The organism is Streptomyces coeruleorubidus (genome assembly GCF_008705135.1).
GTDB classification, from domain to species: Bacteria; Actinomycetota; Actinomycetes; order Streptomycetales; family Streptomycetaceae; genus Streptomyces; species Streptomyces coeruleofuscus.
Window position 1 is genome coordinate 4121681 of record NZ_CP023694.1, and the last position, 19087, is coordinate 4140767.

Below are 19087 nucleotides of genomic sequence, written 5' to 3' on the forward strand. Positions count from 1 at the left end.
CGCCCGGCCGACGCGGGCGATGAGTCCAGGCTCGATGACGACCGGAGGCGTTCCGGTCGAGCCGTGCCGCCCTCGTTCCACTCCTCGATGGCTATAAGGAGCAGGGCGCGGCTACGTTCCGCCGCCGCGAAGAGGTCCTGGCGGACCGCGCTCAGCGCCCGAACTCGGCGGCGTCGCAGGGAGTACGGGCGCTCACCTCACCCGGCCTCCGCAACAACAAGTGCCGTCTAATCGTGGGCCGCAACCTGCCAGGGAGGTGCTGCTGTGCGCCGGAGGTGCCACGGCCGTACCTCCCTCAGGTGGTCAGTGATGGGGAGGTCATATGAGCGCCCACCGTCCCCCCTGGTCAAGAGGGTGAGCGAGAAGCAGGCCATCACGTTTGGGTAACGCGGGGCAGCCGGCGGGGCTGATGGCCTGCCGGTCGCCCGGCGCGAAAACACCTTCTTCGGCAGAGATATTGACGCTCGGCAGGCATGGCCTTACCTTTCGATCGCTGAACGAAGTGTCGAACCCCGTGCGACATCCCGGACGGCCGGCCCGCCGACGGTCCCTCCGCCGCACCCTGGTCCGGGTCGGAGCCGCGAAATGAGGGCACCGTTATGACGGCGACAGTTGGCAGCACCGCAGTCCGTGCCGCCTGTCCCTCCCTGCTGCGGCCCATGCAACCGCGGCGATCGTCAGATCCGCTCCGGGCAGCAGGCTCGTGTACCTGTCGACCGTTCCCGGGTGGGCACAGTGGAGACTTTCTGCCCTCTCGACGGCCTGCCGTCGGGCGATCCCGACCAGCTCACGCTGACAGGTGTTCGCCTCGGTGGACGACCGTGATGAGAGGGTCGGGACCAGGCGTCTCGAGTTCGTCGACCACGGCGACAGCCAGGTCCTCGGCGCTGATCCAGGATCGGCCGTCGGCGCTGATGAGCAAGGTGTCGCTGCCGCGCCGATAGCGGCCGGTCCGTTCGCCGGGTTCGAGCAGAGCCGGTGGACTCAGGTAGACGCAATCGGCATCGGCATGGGACTGGCAGGTTCGCAGCTGAGCGATTCCGGCGGCGGCGACGGCCTTGATTTCGGCGGGCACGTACGCCGGGTTGTCGGCGACCAGCAGATCGCGGTCACCGGGGCTGCGCAATGCGCCGGCGCCGCCGACCACGAGGACGCGGATCCCGAGTCGTGCGGCGATGTCCAGCACTGTACGGGTAGCGCCGACCAGGAACTCCTCGTCGACCGGCGTGGTCCGCACGGTCACTACGACGGCGTCCGCAGCGCCGTGGGAGGCGGAGCCTGCCAGCGCATCGCGTATGGCGTGTGGGTCGTTGGCGTCGACCGCGACCGGCGTCAGGTTCGGGTGCTTCGGGTTCTCATTCGCGGGTTTCCGGGACAGGGCGATCACTTGGTGTCCGCGTGCACTGGCCTCGTTGATCACCCGGCTGCCGACCATCCCCGTGGCGCCCAGTACGGCGATCGTCATGCCTGTCTTCATCGGATCCGTCCTTCTCGTATCTGATCGTCGCGCATCTGGTCTTCTCGGATTCGGGCTTCTCGGTTTTGGGCTTCTGCCAGCCTGTGGCGCGCCACCCGGGCCGACAGGTTCGGGGCATTGAGCTGCGCCGCGAGCAGCGCGGCCAGAGCGAGGACGAAGCCGGAGGTCTGCAGCAGGCTCAGTGACTCGCCCAGCGCGATGCCGATGACGGCCGCGACCAGCGGGGACAGCAGCACCAGCGGTGCGGACGCGCCGACCGGCAGCTTTCCGACACCCCGGAACCACAGCGTGGACGCGATCAGCCCACCCACGCTGCCGAGCCACAGGTATCCGCCGGCGGCTCCGGTGTCGATGCGCGGCGGCGCTCCCTCGATCGCGAGGGCGAGCGGGAGCAAGAGCAGGCCGCCCGCCGTCAGTTGCCAACCGGTCAGGGTCAGTGGACCGACACCCGGGGGAAGGCCCCACCGCTTGGTGAGGACGATCCCGGCGGCCATGGCGGCCGTACCACCGAGGCCGGCGACGACCCCGACGGCGTCCAGCCGGGCCTGCGGTCCCAGTACGACGAGTCCGACACCGACCGCGCCGAGCACGCCCCAGGACAATCGCCAGGCCGTCGGCCGGTCGTGGAGCAGCGCGACGGCCAACCCGGCGACCATCAGCGGCTGGGTGGCACCGAGAGTGGCGGCGACACCGCCGGGAAGTCGCTCGGCCGCCACGAACAAGAGGGGGTACAAGGCACCGATGTTGAGCGCGCCGAGGATGGTGGCCTTCCACCACCAGTCCCCGCGCGGGAGCACACGGGTGATGGCCAGCGCGAGCAGCCCGCCGGGCAGGGCGCGCAGCACCCCGGCGAACAGCGGATGCCCGGGCGGAAGCAGTTCCGTGGTGACGACGTACGTGGTGCCCCAGGACGCGGGGGCGAGTGCGGTCAGTGCGACGGTGGCCACCTGCTGCGCGTGCGGGATGCGCGGCGAGTCCGGCGCCCGCTCGGTCGAGGTATGCATGTGATGAAGTTTCAGAACCAGCCCGCCATGAGTCCAACACATGCTTGTCATCGCAGTCATGAACCAGAACGATGACCGTGTGGATCTCCAGCAGATGCGCTACGTCGTCGCCGTGGCCGAAACCCGCAACTTCACCCGCGCCGCCGAGCGCTGCTTCGTGGTGCAGTCCTCGCTCAGTCACCGGATCGCCGGCCTGGAACGGGAACTCGGAGTCAAGCTGTTCGCCCGGTCCAGCCGCCGCGTCGAGCTGACCCCTGCGGGAGCGGCGTTTGTCGCCGGCGCACGCGAGTGCCTGGCCGCCGCCGACCGCGCGGCCGCCGACGCCGCCGCCGCTACCGGCGTGGTACGCGGTCGACTCGCCGTTGGCGTGATCGTGACGACAGCTGCTGTCGACGTACCGGAGCTGCTGCAGCGGTACCGCGCCCAGCACCCGGCCGTCCACGTCGCCCTCCGTTCCGGACGCAGCGATGAACTGGCTGCGGCGGTCCGGAACGGCGACCTGGACATCGCCTTCCTCGGCATGCCGGAGAGCGAACGGCCTTCCGGTGTGGAGTGCGTTGATCTCGCTCACGACGAGCACGTGCTGGTGGTGCCGGCCGGGCACCGACTGGCGGGCGTTTCCCAGGTCACGCTGCGGGAGATCGCCGAAGAGACGTTCGTGGACTTCGTGAGCGGTACGCCCGCCCGGGCTCAGTCCGATCAGGCGTTCGCCGCCGCGGGCCTGGTCCGCGATGTCGCGTACGAAGCCGGCGTCGTGGAGCTGATCACCCGGCTGATCGCCCGCGGCCTCGGCATCGCGCTGCTGCCGTCGGCGTTCATCCGGCCGCGGGCCACGGACGACCCCGAACTGGCACTGGTCCCGGTGGTCGACGGACCGCATCGCGTCGAGTACCTGGCGTGGAGCCGCTTCAACCCCAGCCCCGCCACCCGAGCGATGCTCGACATCCTCGGGGTCGGGCCGCAGTCGACAGCGGCCTGAGCCGCAACGGGCTCCTCCAGCGGTTCATCACGGATGGCATCAACTTCCGTACAGTGTCGGCATGTTCGAGACGATTCGTTGGCGTGGCTACGCGCGTGTGGCCAACCGCCGCAGTGCCGAACGAGTGGTCGGCCGCATCGGAGAGCTGTTGGCGCACACCGTCGAGCTCGAAGGTTATGAGCGGTACTGGAAGTTCCCGGAGCTGGCCGAGCTGCGGTTCGTGTCCCCTCTTGGTTGTTCCGCCCCGCAGGACGCGCTTCTGATCACCCTTCAGCGGGCCTGGCGGGTCGCGACACCGTGGAGCGTCAGCAACCCGGAAGCGGGCGCACGTGCTGAGTTCGAGGGTGTGGCCTCGTCCAACGTCGGAGCCCGTTTCCGTGTCGCCGGGATCGAGTGGATGGAGTTCACCATCACTGATCGCGAACAGAACCCGCTCGCCGACGGGGTGAGCTGACAGCCACGCTACGCGAGCGCGGCCGTGCCTCCTTCCAGCCGCACTCGCAGGTGGGAGGGGCGACCTGCGTCCATGTGCACGGTGTTCGTGGCGATGGCGGTGCGGCGGGCTGCTGCCTCCGGTTCGCCGGTGTTGGTGTTGACGTCGAAGCGGGGGAAGTTGCTGGAGGAGACGTCGAGGCGGATGCGGTGGCCGGCGGCGAACGTGTTGGCCGTGTCGGGGGCGGTGACCTCGATTGCGTACACCTCGCCCGGAGTGAGCAACTCGGGCCTCTCGTAGGAGCGGTGGAAGCGGCAGCGGACGATGCCGTCGGTGAGGTTCATGGCGAAGCCGTGCGGATAGTCGGCGTTGGGCGGATGGACGTCGATCAGCTTGATCGTGAAGTCGGTGTCCGGGGCCGTCGTCGAGATGTAGAGCTGTGCCGACACGGGGCCGGCCAGCACCACGTCCCGCTCGAGCGGCGGGGTGGTCAGGCTGATCACGTCCGGGCGGGAGTCCAGCGGCAGATACGGCTCGCGCGCCCCGTACACCCGGGCGTCCGGGGCGTTCTGGTCGTATGCCCCGCCCGTCATCACCGGCTCGCCCGAGGTGACTTGGCCCCCCATGGTGGGGACCGGCCGGCGCGGGTCGAAGTCGTAGGTCACCGACGCGGCGGCCACGGTGGGCGGGGCGGTGGTGAGGGCGCCGTCGGTGGTGAGGTAGAGGGCGACAGGGCCCGTCGACGCCGGGGGCCACCGGGTGTCGGTGCGCCATGCGCCGCCGTGCCGCATACGCCCTGCCGCGTCCCGCCGGCCGTCGCCGCCGCCCATCAGGAAGTACTGGACGGCGGGGAGGTCTCCGTTCTCCGGGTGCCCGTTCTCCGGATGTCCGCTCTCCGGGTTCACTCCCTCACCCTCGTCCTCCCGGCCCAGCGCACGGTCGAACCAGCGGCGGCGGAACTCCAGGTACGACGGGGCGAGGTTGCCGTCGAGTGTCGCCCGCGGACCGAAGTCCACGTCTCCGGCGTACGTCTCGCAGCGGTGCCCGTGTGTCCACGGGCCCATGACCAGGTAGGAGGGTGCCGACTTCAGCTTCCGCAGGGCGGTGAAGTTCTCGATGGTGGAGCGGACGTAGGGGTCGTACCAGCTGCCCATGTGCAGGCTCGGCGCGTCCGGGAAGCGCTCGTAGAAGCCTCGCCCGTATATCGCCGGGTTGCGGTAGTAGTCCCCGAAGGTGTCCTGCCGCCACTGCTCCAGCAGGAAGTCCTCGTACGCCGACAGGTGCCGCAGCGGTGTGCAGCCCGGCCGCCACGGCATCGCGCCGAACCAGCCCGTCAGGTCCACGCGCCGCAGTTCCTCGGCCAGGACCGGATCCGCCGTGGCCTCCGGGCTCTCCACGGCATGCCGCAGCGTCCAGGTCACCTGCTTCAGCTCGAAGGCGCCGCCCATCCGCATCCCCGCGTCGTACGCGGAGGAGAAACCGCCCGAGTCCTGGAACATGGCGGCCAGGCCCGTCGTCCCTTCGGCGGCCGCGGCTGCCTGGACGTGGGCGGAGTAGGACACCCCCGTCATCACGACCCTGCCGTCGCACCACGGCTGGTTCCTGAGCCAGGCGATCGTGTCCGCCCCGTCCGGGCCTTCGCCGAGGTACTTCACGAACGTCCCCTCGGAGTCGCCGCGTCCCCGGCAGTCCTGCCGTACGACGTGGTAGCGGGCTTCGGTGAAGTGCCGTGCGATGTCCTCGGGCCGCGGGACCGGCGCGTCGCTGCGGTCCTGATCCGAACCGCGCTGCGCGCGCCGACCGTACGGGGTGCGCTCGAGGAGCACGGGAAGCGCGGTCGTCTCCGGCTCGGGTGACGCGGAGTACAGGTCTGCGGCGAGATGGACGCCGTCCCGCATGCGGATGCGCAGGGTACGGCGCCACAGGGCACCGCCCTGGAGGGGTTCGGGCCGGGCGTGGGAGGTGTCGTACGAGGTCACTCCCGTGACGCTAAGCAACAGCCAGGATCATGGCGATCACTTGACGTCATCAGGTCAACTGTTCCGCCGGACGGTGACGGGGCCGGAAACGGGACCTACTGTCAGCGCAACCCGAGAGCACCCCCCGTGCATGCCATCTCGTCGGATCGTGATTCTGCACGGCTCTGGGTTCCGTCTTGCACCGCTCGCGGCGCAGCCGCGCCATGCCCTCGTTTCCCCCTCCCTGCCCCGTCCCCCTCCCCCGCCCTCTCCCAGTCCTCACAGGAGGCCGCCATGAGCACACCCGACAGCCGCACCGAGGAGGTGCAGGCCACCGAGCCCGGCGAGGGGGGCCGTGGCTCCCGGCTCCTCGACCTGGTCGAGCGCGCGGGCAACGCGCTGCCGCATCCGTTCTGGCTGTTCTGGATCCTGTGCGGGGTCGTCGCCCTCGTCAGCTGGGCGCTGAACGCCTCCGGTGTGCGGGTCGAGGACCCCTCCTCGGGGGACCTGGTCGGCGTACGCAGCGCGCTGTCGGCGGACGCCGTACGGGACCTGATCACCGGCGCCGAGGAGTCCTTCGTGACCTTCGGCCCGCTCGGCGTCGTGCTGATGGTGATGCTCGGCGTCGCGGTCGCCGAGCGTTCGGGGCTCTTCGAAGCGCTCGCCCGCCGCATGCTGTCGGGGCTGTCCCCCCGCACGGTCGTCCTGGGCGTGGCTCTGGGCGGCGTGCTGGGGAAGTTCCTGTCCGACTCCGCGTACGTGGTCCTCATCCCGCTCGGGGCCGTGGCCTTCCGCGCCGTGGGCCGCTCCCCCATGCTCGGCATGATCGTCGCGTTCGTGTCCATCAACGCCGCGGGCGACGCCAACCCGCTGATCGCCCCCGGTGACGCGCTGTTCGCCTCCGTGGCCACCGAGGCCGCGCAGCTCGTCGACAAGGGCGTGGTGGTCCGCGCGACGGACAACATGTACTTCACCACCGTCTCGGCGTTCGTGCTGGCCGGGACCATCGCCCTGGTCGTGGACAAGCTCCTCGCCAAGCGCGAGCACCACCTGGTCCCCGACGCGGACCTGGAGGCCGCCGCGGCAGGGCGGGTGGCGGCCGCCGGGGTCGACGACGCCACCGAGCTGCGGGCCCTGAAGCTGACCGGCCTCGCCGTGCTCGGCTACGCCACGCTGATCGTGCTCGCGATGCTGCCCGCCTCGTCACCGCTGCGCGGCGAGGGGGGCGCGATCGTGGAGTCGACCTTCATGAACGCCATCGCCGTCTTCCTCACCGTCTTCTTCCTGCTCGTCGGCGCCGTGTACGGGCGGCTCACCGGGCGGATCAGGGGGAGCCGCGCGATACCGGAGTTCATGGCGGACGGAGTGCGCTCCATCGCGCCGCTGCTGGTGCTCTTCTTCGCCGTGTCGCAGTTCCTCGCCCTGTTCAAGTGGACCAACATCGCCACGGTCGTCGCGGTCGAAGGCGCGGACTTCCTCCAGGGCCTGGGCGCGCCCACGCTGGTGCTGTTCACCCTGCTGATCGTCGCGGTCGCGCTGATGAACCTCCTCATCACCTCCGGCTCGGCCCTGTGGACCCTGGTGGCCCCGGCCCTGGTGCCGATGCTGATGCTGCTCGGCACCAGCCCGGCCACCACCATGGCGCTCTACCGCATCGCCGACTCCTGCACGAACTCCATCACCCCGATGAGCACCTCGTTCATGCTCTGTGTCGGTTACCTCCAGACCCTGCGCCGCAAGGCCGGCATCGGCACCCTGGTGTCCTTCACCCTGCCCCTCGCCATGATCATGCTGGTGGTCTGGGTGCTGCTGTTCTTCGCCTGGTACCTGCTGGGCATCCCGCTCGGCCCGGGCGCACCCGTGCGGTGAGCCCCGGCCGTACGCTGACAGCGTGAGCATCGTCCTCGACCTCGGAGGGCTTGGCCCCGCGGACCTCGCGGCCGGGCCCTCCGCGCTGTCGGAACTGATGGCGAGTCTGCATGTGCTCGCCGAACCCGAGCACCACCCCGAGGCCGCCGGCTGGGCGGCCCGCGCCGCCGCGGCGGGCCCCGACCTGCGCGACGAGTTGTCCGTGTTCGCCCCGCTGTGGGCCCGCTTCCGCTGCCGCCTGTTCTTTCCCCGTGCGCTGCCGCTCGCGGCGAGCCTGGACGAGGAGCTGGCGGCGGTCGCGGCGCTGCCGGCCGAGGACTTCCTGGAGCTGGTGGCGCCCGGGGTCCTCGGCACCAACGCGCAGTCCGTGCCGCCGGTCCGCGAGCTGCGCGCGGGTACCGCCGCCGCGGAGGACTACGCCCGCCGCTGCCTGCGCCGCTCCTACGCCCGCGGTGAGCTGGCGCGACAGCTGGTGGCGGCACCGCTGGAGCTGCGGGACCGGCTGCTGGCGGTGCTGCGGGCCGCCGACACCGCGTTCTTCGCCGAGGACTGGCGCACCCTGCGTACGCCCCTGGAGGACCACGCGCGGGAGGTACGTCGCCGGCTGATGATCCGCTCGCCCGCAGACGTGCTCACCGAGCTGCTGCCGACCGCGGCCCGGGTCGGGCCGGGGGAACGGGTCCGGCTGGACAAGCTCCAGATCGACGAGGTGAAGGTGGCCCCGCGCCCCCTCGTTCTCGTCCCGTCCGCCCGGGTGTGGCCGCATCTGACGGTCAAGAACGAGTACCCGTCGTGCGTGGTGGTGCAGTACGCGGTGGGCGGCACCACCCCGGCCGAACAGCTGACCCTGCGGGACCTGCACCACCGGCTGATGGCGCTGACCTCGCCCGCCCGGATGGAACTGTGCCGCCATCTGCTGGGCGAGCCCATCACCACCTCGGAGCTCGCCGCCCGACTCGGCTCCAGCGAGCCACAGGTCTCCCGCGCCCTGCGGACCCTGCGCGACGCGGGCCTGGTGCGCTCCACGCGAGACGGCAAACTGGTGCGGCACCGGCTCGCCACGGACGTCATCCAGCGGCTGGGCCACGATGTGCTCGCAACCGTGGCACGGTGAACCATCGGGACGCCTGAAGTGGCAGGAGCGGCCGGCGATGAGTTCTTGCGGGCCGCCGGGTCAGTACGGACATGACTGCAACGAGCACACCGCCCGTCGTCTCCCGCCAGGAGTGGCTGGCCGCAATCGACACTCTGCGCACGCGGGAGAAGGCGCACACCCGGGAGGGCGACGCGATCGCCGCCGCCCGGCGCCGCCTGCCCATGACCGAGGTGGATCCCTCGACCCCGCTCGTCGGAGGCGAGGGACCCGTCCCCTTGGCCGACGTCTTCGAGGGCCGCACCCAGCTGTTCGTGTCGTATCACATGTGGCATGACGGCCGCCCCGCCGCCGAGCAGTGTGAGGGCTGCACCTTCTTCACCGGCCAGGTCCGCGAACTGTCCTACCTGCACCAGCGTGGCGTCACTTTCGCCGTCTTCTGCCAGGGGCCTTACGAGGAGTCGGACCGCTACCGGCGGTTCATGGGCTGGGAGCTGCCCTGGTACTCCGTACCCGCCGGGTCCCGCGAACGGCTCGTCGCCGGTCGCCACTTCGGGATGAAGGCGTGCTACCTCCGCGACGGGGACCGTGTCTACGAGACGTACTGGACCACCGGCCGCGGCGTCGAACCCATGGCGCCGTCGTACGGCATCCTGGACATGACGGTCTACGGGCGGCAGGAGACCTGGGAGGACTGCCCGCCGGGCTGGCCACAGCCGTACGAGACCCGCGGTCAGCAGTTCCGCGAGGACGGGCGGCCGACCGCGCAATGGGCACGGATCGCCGCCGGGCACGACGACGGCCTCGTCGACGGCCTCGTCGACGGACAGGCCGGCGCGGGCAGTTCGGGCTGCTGCTCCTGAAGCCGGACCCGAAGGCCACAGCCGAGCCGGCGCCCAAAGCCTCCCGCCACCCGGAGTGGGCGAGTTCGGCCGACTACGCTCGGGCTGACCCTCCGTAGCACGTGACGATCGCGGCGGCGCGCTCGCGCAGGGAATCGCGCAACCACTGCGGCGCCAGGGCCTCCGCGTTCGTGGCGAGGTTCCACAGTGCCCATTCGGCGTGTCTCGGATCCTGGAAGGTCACCTCCAGCCGCAGCCGGCCGTCCGCGTCGGTTTCCTCGGCGCGGACGGCCAGCGCGGTGCCCACCAGGTCGTGCCGCCGCGCAGGGTCCACCCGTACCAGCACGGTGACTTGGTCGCCGCCGGTCCGGAACCGCGTGCTGCGTTCCTGCCAGGCCCGGTCCAGATCGACCCGGTCCGGTCGCTGTGCCGGTTCGGCGAGTTCCTCGGCGGCCAGGATGCGGGACAACCGGTAGGTGCGGTCCGCGCCGGACCTGGTGGCCAGCAAGTAGCCCTGGTCGCGCACGGTGACCAGGCCGATCGGGTCCACCGTGCGCCACCTCGGGGTCTGGTCCGCGGCCGCGTAGTGGATGCGCAGCTTGTGTCCGGCGAACACCGCGCGCCGGACCTCGGTCACTACGGCGTCAGGCACCTCGTCCGCGACCAGCCGGCGCGCGAGGAGGTCGGTCTCCGGATCGATGAGCACTCGCTGCGCCGCGCCGGCCGCGGTGGCGCGGTAGCTCTCGGGGAGCGCGTCGACCACCTTGAGCATGGCCGAGGCGAGCGCCGAGCCGAGGCCGAACGTCTGCGCGCCGCGCCGTGATCCGGCGACCAGCAGGGCGAGTGCCTCGTCGTGGTTCAGTCCGGTGAGCTCGGTCCGGAAGCCGGGCAGCAACTCGAAACCGCCGTGCCGACCGCGTTCGGCGTAGACCGGGACGCCGGCCGCGGACAGTGCCTCGATGTCGCGCAGCACGGTGCGGGTGGACACCTCCAGCTCGCGGGCCAGCGCGGCCGCGGACAGCCGACCGTGCTGCCGGAGCAGCAGCACCAGCGATACCAACCGGTCGGCGCGCATACGAAAACACTACTGGAATACATGACATGCGATGTCGTCATTCGTTGGGAGGCTTACCAGCGCCACAAACACCCGTCGCACACGAGAGGTGATCCGCATGACCCACTCCCTTGTCAATCCGGACGGTTTACACGACCCGGTCCCGTTCGGCTACAGCCACACCGCCACCGTCCCCGCGGGTACGGAACTGGTGCTCGTCTCGGGTCAGTACGGCTCGGGCCCGGACGGCGCGATTGTCTCCAGCGACTTCTCCGAGCAGGTGAAGCAGACGTTCCGCAACATCGGTGTCGCTCTTGCCGCCCATGGGCTCGACCTCAGCCACGTCGTCCAGCTGAGGACGTATGTGGTGAACCACGACGTCGGCAAACTGGGGCCCATCGCCGGGGCGGTGCGGGAGAGTTGGGGCGACAAGCCGCCCACGCAGACCCTCATCGGGGTCGCGAGCCTGGCAACGCCTGACGTGCTGTTCGAGGTCGAGGCCCTCGCCGCCCGCCCCTGACTCGCCACCTCGCCCGCATCCGGGGCTGTGGGGCGGAGCAGGTCAGGTCCCTCGGGATGTCGTCGAGACTCCGCGTCAGGACGAGCCGAGGACGCAGAGGTCGTGGCGAGATCGACGTGCACTCGGTTCTTCGTCGCCGTCTTGGGTTCCGGGACGGCGACGACGTCGACGCAGACGGCGACCGGGTCCGGCCAGACGAAGCCGCCACCGGGTTCGACGCTGGTCACCCCGGGTCCCTCGCTGGAGACACCCCAGCCGAGCGCTTCCGCCGCAGTGTGATGTCGGTCCCGGCGCGAGTATGTGGTCCGGAAACGATTCGAAACATTCGAGTACCGGAAGATGCACCTCCGCACGGCACGGGCAGCGAGACCCGAATCGACGTGACTCAGCCTCCCCACAACTACCGCCTGAACTGCGGAAGTCGACCGCCAGCGAACCACTCCCATCCACGAATCATTCGAAACTCTTACCGAAAGCATTGACAGTTGACAGGGTCAGGCCAACACTCCGATGGCACAACCTCCCCATCGACCAACCCCACGAGGACGAGGAGGAAGCACCCCCATGAAGAAGTCATCAGGCCGCTTACGGCTGCTCGTCAGGAGTGCCTGCACCATGTTCCTGCTGGCGGCGGCGACCATCGCCCTGCCGGGCACCGCCCACGCCGACACGGTCGTCACCTCGAACCGGACCGGCACCGACAACGGCTACTTCTACTCGTTCTGGACCGACGCCCCGGGCACGGTCTCCATGACCCTGTCCGCAGGCGGCCGTTACAGCACGTCATGGCGGAACACCGGCAACTTCGTCGCGGGCAAGGGCTGGAGCACCGGAGCCCGCCGCAGCGTGTCCTACTCCGGCACGTTCAACCCGTCCGGCAACGCCTACCTGACCCTCTACGGCTGGACGGCGAACCCGCTCGTCGAGTACTACATCGTCGACAACTGGGGCACGTACCGGCCCACGGGTCAGTACAAGGGAACCGTCACCAGCGACGGCGGTACGTACGACATCTACAAGACCACGCGGTACAACGCCCCGTCCGTCGAGGGCGTCCGGACCTTCGACCAGTACTGGAGCGTGCGGCAGTCCAAGAGGACGGGCGGCACCATCACGACCGGCAACCACTTCGACGCGTGGGCCCGGGCCGGCATGCGCATGGGTAACTTCAAGTACTACATGATCATGGCGACCGAGGGTTACCAGAGCAGCGGCAACTCCAACATCACCGTGCACACGGGACCGTGACGATGAGAGCCAGGGCACGCGCACTGCTCACGACCCTGGCCGTCCTCGCGACGGCCGCGACCACCGCCCTCACCACCGCCCCGTCCCAGGCCGCCGCCTGCAACGGATACGTCGGACTCACCTTCGACGACGGCCCGTCCGGCAACACGACCGGACTGCTCAACGCACTCCGCCAGAACGGGCTACGGGCCACGATGTTCAACCAGGGCCAGTACGCCGCCGCCAATCCGTCCCTGGTCCGGGCCCAGGTGTCCGCCGGCATGTGGATCGGCAACCACAGCTACACCCACCCGCACCTGACCCGCCTGAACCAGGCACAGATCGACTCCGAGATCTCCCGGACCCAGCAGGCCATCGCGAACGCGGGAGGCGGCACACCGAAACTGTTCCGCCCGCCGTACGGCGAGACCAACACGACGGTCAAGTCGGTCGCGGCCCGCCACGGCCTCACCGAGATCATCTGGCACGTCGACTCACAGGACTGGAACGGTGCGAGCACCGACGCGATCGTTCAGGCCGCCGGCCGCCTCACCAACGGCCAGATCATCCTCATGCACGACTGGTCCGCCAACACCCGCGCAGCGATCCCCCGCATCGCCCAGGGGCTGGCGGCCCGGGGCCTGTGCGCGGGGATGATCTCCCCACAGACGGGGCGTGCGGTGGCTCCCGGCTGAGGGAGGGATCACAGGGACCAGGGACACCGCAGGGAACACCCGCACGGCAGCGCGCACTTCCGGCGCGGCGGTGACAAGTGCCGTCGCGCCGGTCCGTGTTCTACAGCGACGGCCCGGGGGGAGCGGTTCCGCCTCCACCGCCGGCGGCGTGCCGCTCCATCGCCACCTTGAGCAACGTCTCGCGCAGCGTCTCCCGGGTACGTCCCCGGGTCTTGACCGCATGGCAGTTGGGGCAGAGGGCCACCATCTGACTGGGGTGGTCGCGGCCTCCCAGGGCCAGCTCGACGACGTGGTCGACCTCGAGGATGGGGTGGTCGCGGTCGGTGACATCGGCCGGCTGGCCCGTGCAGCCGGGGTTCTCGCAGCGGCCCTGGCTGCGGCTCAGGACCAGATAGCGGGCGGCCCGGGAGCGGACCGGACTGTGAGTGGTCCGGGAGACACGGCGGCCGTGGGTCTTCGATTCCTGTTCCTCGACGAGCCTGCAACCGCGTTCGTACTCGGCGGCGGTGATGAGCCACTGTTCGGGTGCGCGACCCGGCGGGGTGCGCGGTTCGGCCGACTCGACGTCGTCCAGACCGACGTCGGCGAGGAGCGGGGCGGGGTCGAGGTCCTCGAAGAACGTGCCGAGGAGTTCGTCGAGGACGGCGAGACGGGTCACCGCGGAGTGCCGGAACCGGTCGTACACGGGCTCGGCGAGGCCGCCGAGCGGCTGGTGCGTGACGAACCATCGCTTCAGCCGGGCGTCACCGTGTGCGGTGGGTACCGGACGGGGGCAGTCCCGCAACTCCCAGATGTCGTCGTGGTGGAGAGACGCGACCGGGTAGTCGGGGCGCGGGCGCTCGCCCCTCGCTCCGTGTCTCCGCAACAGATCCTTGAGCGCTTCCTCGGTCTCCGGCCAGGGAAGGAGCCGCGGCTCGCCGCGGACGGCTCGTCCCATGGCCCACAGCAGCGCGATCGGTTTGTACAGGGCCGGGCCGTTCGCGGAACGGTTCACCTTCAGGTGGGTGATCCGGGAGATCAGCTCGTCGTGGGGCGGGTCGCTCGTCCCGGGGTCCTCCACGACATCGAAGCCGAGGCGCTTCAGGAGGCGGGCGGCGTGCTCCGCACCACCGGAGAAACCCTTCGCGTTCGGGGCCAGTACCCGCTCGCCGGGCAGGAATCCGTGCGCCACCCCGACGATGGCCTTGGAATCGTAGTGCCTGCCCTCGTGCACCAGCAGGTAGCGGCGCGCACGCCGGAACTTGTGGCTCTTCAGGAAGGCATCCCGTCCGAGCCGGTCACACTCCTCGATCGCCTTCTCGATCTCGACGCGCGATATGTCCGCGAGAGCCATGGCGGGAACTCTATGCGACTCGGGCCGGGGCGCGGGTAGTTCGTCGTACTTGAGTACGCGTGCTCATGACGGCCCGCCAGGCCCGAGTGACCATGGCGGTATGAAGAATCGGGGAATGCTTTCGGCCGGGGCCGCGCTCGTCCTCGGGGTGCCTGTCACCGCTTGGGGGCTGATGGGGCAGCAGAACTACGACGGGTTGCCGGCGAGTGAGCTGGACTACGCCTTTCAGCCGTGGGACATCGGGGACGGTGTGGCCGCCGGCGTCGGTGGGCTCGCGCTGGTGCTGGCGGGGGTCGGTGCCGCGGTGCTCGTGCGGGGTGCGCGGCGTGGTGCGATGGACCGGCGCTGGTGGGGGGTGCTCGGGCCGCTGGTGGTCGTCGGGCTCATGGCCGGTGTGGGCTGGCGGATCCTGACCGCGGGGGGCGTCGGGGCCAACATCGGTGCCGGGCTGCTGATCATCTTCGGTACGCCGGTCGCCGCCGGGCTGGTTCTGTGGGCCCTGGGGCGCGGCGTGTGGCTGGCGACGCGTCGGCACGGGGACGACGGCGGGACCGGGGGCCGGCGCCTGGGCGGTTTCGCCTCCGGCGGGGTGTGACGGGCGGCGGCTCGCTTCCGCGTGGCCGAAATTCCACGGTGGTCCGGTGACGGGTGGGTCAACGTCCGTATCCGAGTGCGGAGTTCACCTAGGTTGGTGGACCGGTCCCCCTTCCCCACCCCCAGGAGGCCCTGCCGTGCTCGACGACAGCCTGCGTGACCGTATCGACACGTCCAAGCCGCACTCGGCCCGCTTCTGGAACTACTTCGTCGGCGGCAAGGACAACTACGAGGTCGACCGCGAGATCGGCGACCAGATCAAGTCGATCTTCCCGGGTCTGGTCGACGTGGCGGTCACGAGCCGTCGGTTCCTGGGACGGGCGGTGCGGTATCTGGCCGTCGAGCAGGGGGTGCGGCAGTTCCTGGACATCGGCACCGGGCTGCCGACCGCCGACAACACGCACGAGGTCGCCCAGCGCGTGGCACCGGACTCCCGGATCGTGTACGTCGACAACGACCCCATCGTGCTGGCCCACGCCAACGCCCTGCTCACCAGCACACCCGAGGGCAGGACCGCCTATCTGGACGCCGACCTGTACGACCCGGAGGCCGTACTGGAGGCCGCCGCGGGCACGCTCGACCTGTCCCGGCCGGTCGGCCTGATGATCCTCAACACGCTGGGGCACGTCGCCGACTACGAGCGGGCACGTGAGCTGGTGCGGCGGCTGATGGCGGGGTTGCCGGCCTGCAGCCACCTGGTGATCAGCGACAGCACCGCGACGAGTGAGGGCATGATCGCCGCTTCGGAGGCCTACAACGCGAGTGGGGCGGTGCCGTATTACGTCCGCGAGGTCGCCGAGATCGCCGGGTTCTTCGACGGGCTGGAGTTGGTGGAGCCAGGAGTCGTCCGGGTGCCCGAGTGGCGGCCGGAGCCTGCCGAGGGAGCGGCCGGTGCGGACGCCGCCGCTGTGGACGCGTACTGCGGCGTGGGCCGCAAGGCGTAAAGGGGCCCGTGGTCCGGTGCGCGCCGTCGTGGCGGGTCGCGCCCCCGGGAAGCCCCCACGCGATAATCAGGACATGGCCGCACCAGCCCCCGCCCCCGAGCCGGTCCGGCGGCTCATCGGTGATCTGCTCGCGGTGGGTGAGGCGTACGCCCTCGTCCTGGCGGGCGGGTACGCGGTGCTGGCCCACGGGCTGGTGCGGCGGGCCGGACCGGACGTGGACGTCGCCACCGAGCACCCCGCCGGGATGGACGGCATCGCCGACACCGTCCGGACGGGGCTCGTGGCGCGCGGCTGGCTCGTGCGGACGCGGGAGAGCGATCCGCTGTCCGCCCAGTTCCTCGTCACCGACGCGGCGACGGGTGCGGAGTACGAGGTCGGCCTCCACAAGGAGGTGCTGTGGCGCCCGCCCGTGCTGACCGGGCTCGGGCCGGCCCTCTCCCTCGACGACCTCGTCGGCACCCGCGTGCGGGACCTGGCCGACCGTGGCCTCGCCCGCGACCTGGTCGACGTATACGCCGCCTCGGCCCGCTGGAGCCATCCCGAACTGGAGGAACTGGGCCGCCGCCACGCCTCCGAGCCCTTCGACCTCACCGACCTCCAGGCCCGGCTGACCGGCACGGACTGGCTCGACGACAGCGCGTTCACCGCCCACGGCCTCGACGTCCCGGGCGTCGCCGGACTCCGTCGCTGGGCCCAGGAGTGGGCCGACGACATCGCGGAGCGGCTGATCGAGGGCGGGGCCCCGGACGAGAGCGCCCCGGAGGAGGAGTGACACCCTTCGTCACCTCCCCGCGGACCTTCCCTCGGAAGCTCTCCGTCCCGGCACCGGTGCCGTCGCCCGCCGCTCCCGCCTCCCCGCCGTCATCAGCGCCAGCGTCACCCCGGCCGACAGGGTCGCCATGGCCGTCATCGCGCCTGCCGGGGACGTCAGTTGGGCCACCGAACCCGCGAGTGCCGCGGCCACGCCCTGCATCGTGAGCATGCCGGCCGAGTGCAGTCCCAGGGCGTGGCCCGTGAGGGCGTCGGGTGTCAGGGCCACCAGGCGCTCCTGCTGGACGAGGCTCGCGCCGAAGCCGACCGAGGCCAGCGTGACGGCGGCCGCGGCGAGCGGAAGGGGCGGGTGGAGCAGGAAGGGCACGTACGGGACGGCCAGGACCAGCAGGAGCGGGAAGCCCAGGCGGGGGCGCAGCCGCGGTGGGACCAGACGGCCCACCAGCACGTCCCCGGCCAGCATGCCGAGTGCCGCGAAGGCGAACAGGGTGCCGGCGGAGTCGGGGGCGTAGGAGACGTAGAGGGATTCGCAGCCGACGACCAGGCCGTTGGGGATCCACAGGGCCAGATAGACCTGGCGGCGGGGTGCGGACGACCAGAGCAGGGCGTTGGCGCGCCAGGTCGCCGACACCGAGGGGCGGCCCGTCGCGCGGGGTGGGCGGCCGGTCAGGCCGAGGCGGACGACCGCGGCTGCGAGGACGTAGAGGGCGGCGGCCACCAGCAGCGAGATCCGCGGGGACAGCAGGGCCACGAGCGCGCCGCCGGTCGCGTATCCGGCGATCTGCATGAGGCCGCTCATCATGTTGAAGACCGAGCGGCCCAGCAGGTAGCCGTCCTTGGAGAGGATCTCGTTCAGCAGGCCCCAGCGCACTCCCCCGCCCACCGACTTCGCCAGCCCCATGGCCAGGACGATCGCAAAGAGGGACCAGATCGGCAGGCCGGGCAGGGCCAGGGCCGCCGTGCCCGCCGCGAAGATCAGGGGCAGGGCCGTGAGGGCCGCGCGCGGGGGCAGCCGGTCGGCCGCCGAGAGCAGGAACATCGCGCCCACCACCTGCACCAGCGACGAGCCGGACATGCTCAGCGCCGAGAGCAGCGGCGACTCGGTCGCCCGGTACACCAGGATGCCAAGCGCCAGTCCGCCCATCGTCTGGGCGACCGTCTGCGCCGACGCGGCCAGGAAGAACGGGGTGAACTCGGGCGTGCGGAACAGTTCGCGGTAGCTGCGCATGCGGGGAGTCTCCGGCGCCCCGGATCGCCTGGTTATTGTTTCGCGCGGGTGCGAAACGTCGGGGGGTGCGCATGGGCTGGTGGCAGATCAACGCCGACACCCTGGCCGGGAGCCGGTTCGTGCTCTCCCCGCTCGCCGAGACCTTCGCCTGCCTCCAGTTGCTGCACCGGGGCACACCCGCGCACCCGGGCGAACGGGCCTGGCTCCGCGACCACCTGCCCGGCTACCGGGCCCGGCTGGCCGCCGACCCCGTGACCGCGCTGCTCGTCCGCGCCGGGCTGGGCCGGTCCTGGATCGCCGACTTCCTCACGCCCACCCCGAGAGACCGGGAGACCTTCGAGGAAGGGGTGGCACGGGTGCGGGCGGCCCGCCCCGACGCAGCCCGCGCCCATCTGCGGCTCTCCCTCGCCGGCCCGCTTCCCCCCGCCCTGGACCGGGACGACCTCCCCGAGCGCGCGGCCGGCCTGCTGACGTACGTCTGGACCGAGACGGTACGGCCGGACTGGGACCGGCGTCGGCGGGTGCTGGAGGCGGACGTGGTCGCCCGTACCGCGCAGGTGAGCCGGGGCGGCTGGGCGGCGGTGCTGGACGCGCTGCGACCGGGCCGGACCCGGTGGCTGGGTGACAACCGGCTCCAGGTGAATCTGCACGAGTACCCGCCCCGCGAGATCTCCGGCGCCGAGCTCCTGTTCGTGCCCGTCACCCCGCGGACCGGCTGGGTGTCCTGGGAGGAGCCCGACCGGTACGCGGTGATCTACGCGTGCGCGGGCGTGCTCGCCGACGCCGGCGGCCGGACCGTGCCCGCGAGCCTCGGCGCACTGCTCGGGGCCGCACGGGCCGGTGTGCTCGTCCTGCTCGACTCCCCGCTGAGCACCAGCCAGTTGGTCGCCGTGACCGGGCAGGGGCTCGGCTCGGTCGGCCGGCACCTGAGGGTGCTGCTGGACGCCGGGCTGGTCGAGCGGCGGCGGGCGGGCCGGTCGGTGCTGTACTCGCGCACCGCGGCGGGGCAGGTCCTGGTGGAGGCCGGAACGGGTCGGCCCGACACCCGGCGGAGTTAGCATCCGCT

18 protein-coding genes and 1 pseudogene are annotated in these 19087 nt (G+C 71.1%); 12 read left to right on the forward strand and 7 right to left on the reverse strand.

The features are described 5' to 3' along the window. Positions 1-787: 787 nt before the first annotated feature. Both CP976_RS18930 and CP976_RS18935 read right to left on the reverse strand, forming a co-directional pair. On the reverse strand, positions 788-1477 hold the full coding sequence (locus CP976_RS18930; protein ID WP_229875771.1) for an NAD(P)-dependent oxidoreductase: 690 nt from the start codon (positions 1475-1477) through the stop codon (positions 788-790). Then, positions 1474-2481, reverse strand: coding sequence for an EamA family transporter (locus CP976_RS18935; RefSeq protein ID WP_150481446.1), 1008 nt, complete (start codon positions 2479-2481; stop codon positions 1474-1476). The genes CP976_RS18930 and CP976_RS18935 overlap by 4 nt, the downstream gene beginning before the upstream one ends. Before the next feature lie 79 nt (positions 2482-2560). Between CP976_RS18935 and CP976_RS18940 the strand changes: the two genes are divergently transcribed. Both CP976_RS18940 and CP976_RS43750 read left to right on the forward strand, forming a co-directional pair. Beyond that, positions 2561-3460, forward strand: coding sequence for a LysR family transcriptional regulator (locus CP976_RS18940; protein WP_150485401.1), 900 nt, complete (start codon positions 2561-2563; stop codon positions 3458-3460). A 61-nt stretch (positions 3461-3521) separates the two neighbouring features. Further along, a complete protein-coding gene (locus CP976_RS43750) occupies positions 3522-3914 on the forward strand; it encodes a hypothetical protein (RefSeq protein ID WP_229875768.1) in 393 nt (130 codons plus the stop codon). An 8-nt stretch (positions 3915-3922) separates the two neighbouring features. On the opposite strand, the gene CP976_RS18950 is transcribed toward CP976_RS43750, so the two are convergent. Then, positions 3923-5872, reverse strand: a complete 1950-nt coding sequence (locus CP976_RS18950; protein ID WP_150481447.1) for a CocE/NonD family hydrolase — start codon at positions 5870-5872, stop codon at positions 3923-3925. A gap of 273 nt (positions 5873-6145) precedes the next feature. Between CP976_RS18950 and CP976_RS18955 the strand changes: the two genes are divergently transcribed. From CP976_RS18955 to CP976_RS18965, 3 genes are all read left to right on the forward strand, one after another. Continuing rightward, on the forward strand, positions 6146-7720 hold the full coding sequence (locus CP976_RS18955) for an AbgT family transporter (RefSeq protein WP_150481448.1): 1575 nt from the start codon (positions 6146-6148) through the stop codon (positions 7718-7720). A gap of 22 nt (positions 7721-7742) precedes the next feature. Beyond that, entirely contained in the window at positions 7743-8834 is a 1092-nt protein-coding gene (locus CP976_RS18960; RefSeq protein ID WP_150481449.1) for an ArsR/SmtB family transcription factor, read from the forward strand. Positions 8835-8905: 71 nt separating this feature from the next. Beyond that, positions 8906-9676, forward strand: coding sequence for a DUF899 domain-containing protein (locus CP976_RS18965; protein ID WP_150481450.1), 771 nt, complete (start codon positions 8906-8908; stop codon positions 9674-9676). Between the two features lie 73 nt (positions 9677-9749). Here the strand turns inward: CP976_RS18965 and CP976_RS18970 are convergent, their stop codons facing one another. Beyond that, positions 9750-10730, reverse strand: coding sequence for a helix-turn-helix transcriptional regulator (locus CP976_RS18970; RefSeq protein ID WP_150481451.1), 981 nt, complete (start codon positions 10728-10730; stop codon positions 9750-9752). Positions 10731-10827: 97 nt separating this feature from the next. Here CP976_RS18970 and CP976_RS18975 point away from each other — a divergent pair, with 97 nt between their 5' ends. Further along, positions 10828-11229, forward strand: a complete 402-nt coding sequence (locus CP976_RS18975; protein ID WP_150481452.1) for a RidA family protein — start codon at positions 10828-10830, stop codon at positions 11227-11229. Between the two features lie 89 nt (positions 11230-11318). Here the strand turns inward: CP976_RS18975 and CP976_RS43755 are convergent. Next, positions 11319-11498, reverse strand: a pseudogene (locus CP976_RS43755) (VOC family protein); the annotation flags it as partial. A gap of 295 nt (positions 11499-11793) precedes the next feature. Between CP976_RS43755 and CP976_RS18985 the strand changes: the two are divergent. Both CP976_RS18985 and CP976_RS18990 read left to right on the forward strand, forming a co-directional pair. Continuing rightward, positions 11794-12477, forward strand: a complete 684-nt coding sequence (locus CP976_RS18985; RefSeq protein WP_150481453.1) for a glycoside hydrolase family 11 protein — start codon at positions 11794-11796, stop codon at positions 12475-12477. A gap of 2 nt (positions 12478-12479) precedes the next feature. Next, a complete protein-coding gene (locus CP976_RS18990) occupies positions 12480-13151 on the forward strand; it encodes a polysaccharide deacetylase family protein (protein WP_150481454.1) in 672 nt (223 codons plus the stop codon). A gap of 100 nt (positions 13152-13251) precedes the next feature. Here the strand turns inward: CP976_RS18990 and CP976_RS18995 are convergent, their stop codons facing one another. Then, positions 13252-14484 (reverse strand): HNH endonuclease signature motif containing protein, encoded by a 1233-nt coding sequence (locus CP976_RS18995; protein WP_150481455.1) that lies wholly within the window; start codon positions 14482-14484, stop codon positions 13252-13254. A gap of 115 nt (positions 14485-14599) precedes the next feature. Between CP976_RS18995 and CP976_RS19000 the strand changes: the two genes are divergently transcribed. The 3 genes from CP976_RS19000 (at position 14600) to CP976_RS19010 (ending at position 16794) form a co-directional block, all read left to right on the forward strand. Then, positions 14600-15079 carry a hypothetical protein gene (locus CP976_RS19000; protein WP_190146928.1) on the forward strand — a complete coding sequence of 160 codons (480 nt, stop codon included), beginning with the start codon at positions 14600-14602 and terminating at the stop codon, positions 15077-15079. Between the two features lie 136 nt (positions 15080-15215). Beyond that, positions 15216-16022 (forward strand): SAM-dependent methyltransferase, encoded by an 807-nt coding sequence (locus CP976_RS19005; RefSeq protein WP_150481456.1) that lies wholly within the window; start codon positions 15216-15218, stop codon positions 16020-16022. A 73-nt stretch (positions 16023-16095) separates the two neighbouring features. Then, positions 16096-16794 carry a hypothetical protein gene (locus CP976_RS19010; protein ID WP_150481457.1) on the forward strand — a complete coding sequence of 233 codons (699 nt, stop codon included), beginning with the start codon at positions 16096-16098 and terminating at the stop codon, positions 16792-16794. A 9-nt stretch (positions 16795-16803) separates the two neighbouring features. Here CP976_RS19010 and CP976_RS19015 read toward each other — a convergent pair whose 3' ends face one another. Further along, complete coding sequence (locus CP976_RS19015; protein WP_150481458.1) at positions 16804-18021, reverse strand: MFS transporter; 1218 nt, start codon at positions 18019-18021, stop codon at positions 16804-16806. Positions 18022-18092: 71 nt separating this feature from the next. On the opposite strand from CP976_RS19015, the gene CP976_RS19020 reads away from it, so the two are divergent. Beyond that, positions 18093-19079, forward strand: coding sequence for an ArsR/SmtB family transcription factor (locus tag CP976_RS19020; RefSeq protein WP_150481459.1), 987 nt, complete (start codon positions 18093-18095; stop codon positions 19077-19079). Positions 19080-19087 lie beyond the last annotated feature (8 nt).

What these genes read in the sequence shown, in the direction of transcription:
- CP976_RS18930 (WP_229875771.1), bottom strand. Translation starts at nt 1,477, where the DNA reads ATGAAGACAGGCATGACGATCGCCGTACTGGGCGCCACGGGGATGGTC.
- CP976_RS18935 (WP_150481446.1), bottom strand. Translation starts at nt 2,481, where the DNA reads ATGCATACCTCGACCGAGCGGGCGCCGGACTCGCCGCGCATCCCGCAC.
- CP976_RS43750 (WP_229875768.1), top strand. Translation starts at nt 3,522, where the DNA reads ATGTTCGAGACGATTCGTTGGCGTGGCTACGCGCGTGTGGCCAACCGC.
- CP976_RS18955 (WP_150481448.1), top strand. Translation starts at nt 6,146, where the DNA reads ATGAGCACACCCGACAGCCGCACCGAGGAGGTGCAGGCCACCGAGCCC.
- CP976_RS18965 (WP_150481450.1), top strand. Translation starts at nt 8,906, where the DNA reads ATGACTGCAACGAGCACACCGCCCGTCGTCTCCCGCCAGGAGTGGCTG.
- CP976_RS18970 (WP_150481451.1), bottom strand. Translation starts at nt 10,730, where the DNA reads ATGCGCGCCGACCGGTTGGTATCGCTGGTGCTGCTGCTCCGGCAGCAC.
- CP976_RS18975 (WP_150481452.1), top strand. Translation starts at nt 10,828, where the DNA reads ATGACCCACTCCCTTGTCAATCCGGACGGTTTACACGACCCGGTCCCG.
- CP976_RS18985 (WP_150481453.1), top strand. Translation starts at nt 11,794, where the DNA reads ATGAAGAAGTCATCAGGCCGCTTACGGCTGCTCGTCAGGAGTGCCTGC.
- CP976_RS18990 (WP_150481454.1), top strand. Translation starts at nt 12,480, where the DNA reads ATGAGAGCCAGGGCACGCGCACTGCTCACGACCCTGGCCGTCCTCGCG.
- CP976_RS18995 (WP_150481455.1), bottom strand. Translation starts at nt 14,484, where the DNA reads ATGGCTCTCGCGGACATATCGCGCGTCGAGATCGAGAAGGCGATCGAG.
- CP976_RS19000 (WP_190146928.1), top strand. Translation starts at nt 14,600, where the DNA reads ATGCTTTCGGCCGGGGCCGCGCTCGTCCTCGGGGTGCCTGTCACCGCT.
- CP976_RS19010 (WP_150481457.1), top strand. Translation starts at nt 16,096, where the DNA reads ATGGCCGCACCAGCCCCCGCCCCCGAGCCGGTCCGGCGGCTCATCGGT.
- CP976_RS19015 (WP_150481458.1), bottom strand. Translation starts at nt 18,021, where the DNA reads ATGCGCAGCTACCGCGAACTGTTCCGCACGCCCGAGTTCACCCCGTTC.
- CP976_RS19020 (WP_150481459.1), top strand. Translation starts at nt 18,093, where the DNA reads ATGGGCTGGTGGCAGATCAACGCCGACACCCTGGCCGGGAGCCGGTTC.